The organism is Tunicatimonas sp. (genome assembly GCF_049647865.1).
In the GTDB taxonomy this organism is placed as follows: Bacteria; Bacteroidota; Bacteroidia; order Cytophagales; family Cyclobacteriaceae; genus Tunicatimonas.
The window spans coordinates 1-4,411 of the sequence record NZ_JBARYM010000879.1 but is presented as its reverse complement, the minus strand read 5'-3'; the positions used below and the strand labels follow the sequence as shown (position 1 = coordinate 4,411).

Sequence of the window (4,411 nt, the reverse complement as noted above, 5' to 3'; positions counted from 1 at the left end):
TTCTGTACCATTGGTGAAGAGCACGGTTGGATGGGCAGTGCGGTACTGATTGTGCTATTTGTCTGGCTGCTGTACCGAGTCACAATTATTGCCGAACGCCAAAAGTCTAGTTTTGCCCGAGTCTACGGTTATAGCGTAGCGGCCATTCTCTTCTTTCACTTTGCGGTAAATATTGGCATGACTATCGGTTTGTTTCCAGTCATTGGAATTCCGCTGCCCTTCTTTAGTTACGGCGGTTCTTCACTGTGGGCATTTACTATCTTGCTTTTCATTCTGCTTAAGCTTGATGCTCATCGCTTGCAAATGCTAACTCGGTAGTTTAATGACTAACTATGAATGATGACTAATAAATAGGAGCACTGTCATTAACTGATCATTACTCATTCATCACCAATCATTATTTATCATTTCGTTAGTTGTATCGCTTAGAAACAATCTCTAGCAGTTCTACCACTTCCTCTGAATCCATTTTCCAATGATATTTCTGAGCAAACTCGTGGCGTAGAAAGTTGAATGCTTCTACGTAGGAGCTTTTTTGGTCTATTTCATGAATAGCCTGTTGATACTCTTGAGGATCATTACCAAAAAGTTCACGAATAAACATGTAGCGCTGATTTACGCCAATGTATTCGCGGATGCTTTCCATCTTATGTTTCTTTTGAATCTCAGTGAGCGTAGTATTCGCTGATGATTGCCCGCTCAAGTAATCATGAAGTGTGCGTGGGTCAGTAGGTGTGACTACTTCTTGATCAGTATCCCCCTCAATTTCAGGATCTGAAGTTAATGTCGGTTTTTCTTCTGTGTGCTCCAATTCATCGTCGGCTACTAACTGATCAGGCTCGAAGGAATATATTTCTGAAAAGCCAGCCACGTAGGGAGAAGAATCTTCTAGTGGGCTAGAAAATTCATTAATCGTTTCGTCAAGTAAGTGAGTCGCTGTATCGGCATCAAGCACGGAGGCCGACTGTTGCCGAAATTTATCAATGTATAATTCCAGTAAAGGCCGATTGATCTTAGTGTACTTTAGCCAAGTGAGTACATCTGCCTCCTGAATACCTTCAGTAACAATATTTGATACTTGCTGCTGGTAGTAAACAGTGGGGTTAAACACTAAATATAAAGTATCTTGAACAGCTTGTTCAACCAACGGCTGAAGGTGATTGCGACCTACCGAAATATGTTGTGAAAGCGTATTAATAAAATCGTCTAGTGCTTGCTGTACTTCTTCTGACTCATAGTCAAAATAAGGGCTACGCAACTTATCGATTTCTTTTTGCCACTGATCAAACAGGGCCTTAATAACCAATAAGTTAATTTGCTTCACCGGAGTGAGGTTGAGAATAGCTTGTCCGCTTAGTTGCTTGTTATCAGCGTAAGCTGGCGAAAGTACCTTCTCAGTAAATTCTTCACTGTATTGTTCTATTAACGCTCGATCAAGTTTGCGCTCCATACGGTTATTTGTTTCTTTTGCGTTATTCCGAAGAAAATAATCTCTTTTCACTAATACAATCTAATTCTTCAATAATTAGTTACCAATACTATAGCAAAGATCGGGCAATATGTTTACCGAACCCCAAGTAGGTGGCCTTCCACTAGGCAAACCGTATACCGGATGGATTGAAATTATCTGTGGCTGTATGTTCTCCGGCAAAACCGAAGAACTCATTCGGCGACTTAACCGAGCTATTATTGCCAAGCAACCTGTTCGTATCTTTAAGCCTGTTCTGGACGACCGCTACGACAAGAACCACGTAGTTTCTCACAATCAAACGAGCATTTCGTCCATTAGTGTAAATCACGCTCAAGATATTCTTCAGCAAGTGGAGGGTTATCAGGTGATAGGTATTGATGAGGCTCAGTTCTTTGATAAAGAAATTGTAGCTGTCTGTAACGAGTTAGCTAATCAGGGTAAGCGGGTCATTGTAGCCGGATTGGATATGGATTACGAAGGAAAACCTTTCGGGGCAATGCCCTACCTGCTGGCGATTGCCGAATACGTTACTAAAACTCACGCCATTTGCGCAGTGTCGGGGGCGGCAGCATCATTCTCCTATCGTTTAGATGACTCTTCCGATCAGATACAAATAGGTGCCCGCGACCAGTATGAAGCACGTAGCCGCTACTATTTCTACCAGGAAGAACACAAAAAAAAGCAGGCTAAAGACGAGGAAAATACTTCTACCCGTTAAGGCACTATGAGAAGTTTAGTATTTGCTTTGTTTTCTCTAGGCTTCAGCCAATTATTGCTAGCGCAGTCCAGCATTCCTATTGAAACCTGGCGAACTCATTTTTCTTATCAAGATAGTCGTATTATTGAAGTTACGCCAGAACAGATATACGTAGCAGCTCAGCACGGATTATTTTACCTGAACCGGTCTGACAACGATCTCCAAATACTTTCTAAGAATGATGGTCTTTCGGACGTGGGCATCACTGCTATGCAGTATAACTCAGAGATAGGCTTGGTTATAGCTTACCAGAGTGGAGTGATAGATTTAATTACTGATGGCAAGGTTTATCCTTTTACCCTTATTCGAGATGAAGGAAGCGAAGCAGAAGTCATTTACGATATACTGGTAAGCGAAGAATTAGTGTATCTGTCTACTTCTGCTGGAGTGCGGGTTTTATCGCTGGATTTGAATCAGGATGAGCCGTGGCAAATTCAAGAGTCCTACGTTCAGCTAGGAACGGTGGGAGAAACGATAACGATTTATCAGTCGGCGATTATCAATGATAGTATTTTTTTGGCAACCGAAGTGGGAGTTATTGCCAACGCCCTAGACCCACTGGTTAATCGCCAGGATTTTGATACTTGGCAGCGCTTTGATATTGTCGCGGGGGCAGAAGCTACTCGGCATCTGGTAGTATCAGAGGAGGTACTATTCGTAGCGGTGGATCAACAGGGTGTATATCGTTATACTAACGGTCAATGGGTGACAACTTCGCTCACTACCGAAGTAGGATTTAATAAACTGTCATCATCTTCCGATGGACTGCTGGCACTAGCCAATGGTCAACCCTTTCGTTTGACTGCAATGGGGGAAGTGGTGGCTTTAGAAAATGAGGCAATCCGTTTTGCTCAAGATATTGTTGAGGTTGGGGAACAACTGTGGGTTGCCGATGAACAGCGAGGATTACTGCGGATTACTAATGGGCAGGCAGAACAGTTCTTACCCAATGGTCCAATAGCTGATAATATTCAAAAGCTACGTTATGTCAATGGGTCATTGGTAGCATTAAAGACCGATGCTCCCGGAGCTTACGCGATATTTTCGGATGGGCGGTGGCAAAACTATACTGATCTACCGATCGCTTCCCGACTGACAGAAGTTACCTACGCAGAAACTACCCAGCAATACTACTTCTCCAGTTTAGGTGAGGGAGTTTTACAGTGGGATGGACAGGAAGGTTTTTCAGTCCTCGATCAATCAAGTACTGGTAGCACGTTAGAGAACAACCAAGTTACGGCACTACTGTCTAACCAGAATCGGCTTTGGGTGGCTAACTATAACGCCGTATCTTCTTTACATCTATTTGATCTAGCTGATAACAGTTGGCAGCAAGTAGCATTCAATAATAGTTCAGCAAGATACCCTCGGCAACTGGTACAGGACTTTGGGCAGCAGTTGTGGATGATAATTGGCAATCAGAACGTAAACCAGCCGGGGAGCGATTTGCTCGTATTTGATCTCGAGAGTAACGATCGTTTGTTTGTGAGCGATGTAGTTAATTCTTCTCAGCTCCCGGGGCGGCAGTTAACCGATATGGCGATAGATTTGGACGGACAGCTTTGGCTTACCGGTAATGAAGGTGTCGCTTTTTTTCCAGCTCCCGAGCAGGTGTTTAGCGACGCTACTTTGCTTAAGCCAGTGTTTGATCGACAGTTTCTATTGCTGGGCGAATTTGTTACTTCAGTAGCGGTAGACGGAGGAAACCGTAAATGGATTGGAACCAATGCAGGGCTTTGGCTATTTTCTGAGACCGGTGAAGAGCTAGTGTATAATTTCACTACTGAAAATAGTCCGCTGATTTCGGATGTCATCCTGGATATTGCAGTGGACAATCGGAGTGGGGAAGTGTTCGTAGCTACCGACCGGGGAGTAGTTTCTTTCCGCAGCACTGCCACTGAAGGCACTTTTACCCATCAGTCAGTGAAACTATTTCCTAACCCAGTGCGGCAGAGCTTTGACGGTTTAGTAGGCATGCAAGGCTTGGTCAATCAAGCTACGGTGAAGATCACAACTGTTTCGGGAGTATTGGTGCAGGAGCTACAAGCCGAGGGTGGTACTGCCACCTGGGATTTACGCGCCTACACCGGCGACCGGGTGCAATCAGGAGTATATCTGGTTTTTAGCGCATCAGCCAATGGTTCCGAAACCTTTGTCGGAAAGATTGCGGTGGTTCCCTAATA

Annotated in this window: 4 protein-coding genes; 3 read left to right on the top strand and 1 reads right to left on the bottom strand. The window is 44.0% G+C overall.

What is annotated here, in order from left to right:
- Window positions 1–318, top strand: a 318-nt coding sequence (rodA, locus tag WBA23_RS25205; protein WP_424585045.1) for a rod shape-determining protein RodA, incomplete at its 5' end; no start/stop codon positions are given.
- A 94-nt stretch (window positions 319–412) separates the two neighbouring features.
- Here rodA and WBA23_RS25200 read toward each other — a convergent pair.
- Window positions 413–1,450, bottom strand: coding sequence for a hypothetical protein (locus tag WBA23_RS25200; protein WP_424585044.1), 1,038 nt, complete (start codon window positions 1,448–1,450; stop codon window positions 413–415).
- Window positions 1,451–1,559: 109 nt separating this feature from the next.
- Here WBA23_RS25200 and WBA23_RS25195 point away from each other — a divergent pair, with 109 nt between their 5' ends.
- Window positions 1,560–2,189: a thymidine kinase gene (locus WBA23_RS25195; protein ID WP_424585043.1), complete on the top strand. Its 630-nt coding sequence runs from the start codon at window positions 1,560–1,562 to the stop codon at window positions 2,187–2,189.
- Between the two features lie 6 nt (window positions 2,190–2,195).
- Complete coding sequence (locus WBA23_RS25190; RefSeq protein ID WP_424585042.1) at window positions 2,196–4,409, top strand: hypothetical protein; 2,214 nt, start codon at window positions 2,196–2,198, stop codon at window positions 4,407–4,409.
- Window positions 4,410–4,411 lie beyond the last annotated feature (2 nt).

Excerpts from the sequence above, each read along its gene's own strand:
- WBA23_RS25200 (WP_424585044.1), bottom strand. The coding sequence starts at position 1,450 with ATGGAGCGCAAACTTGATCGAGCGTTAATAGAACAATACAGTGAAGAA.
- WBA23_RS25195 (WP_424585043.1), top strand. The coding sequence starts at position 1,560 with ATGTTTACCGAACCCCAAGTAGGTGGCCTTCCACTAGGCAAACCGTAT.
- WBA23_RS25190 (WP_424585042.1), top strand. The coding sequence starts at position 2,196 with ATGAGAAGTTTAGTATTTGCTTTGTTTTCTCTAGGCTTCAGCCAATTA.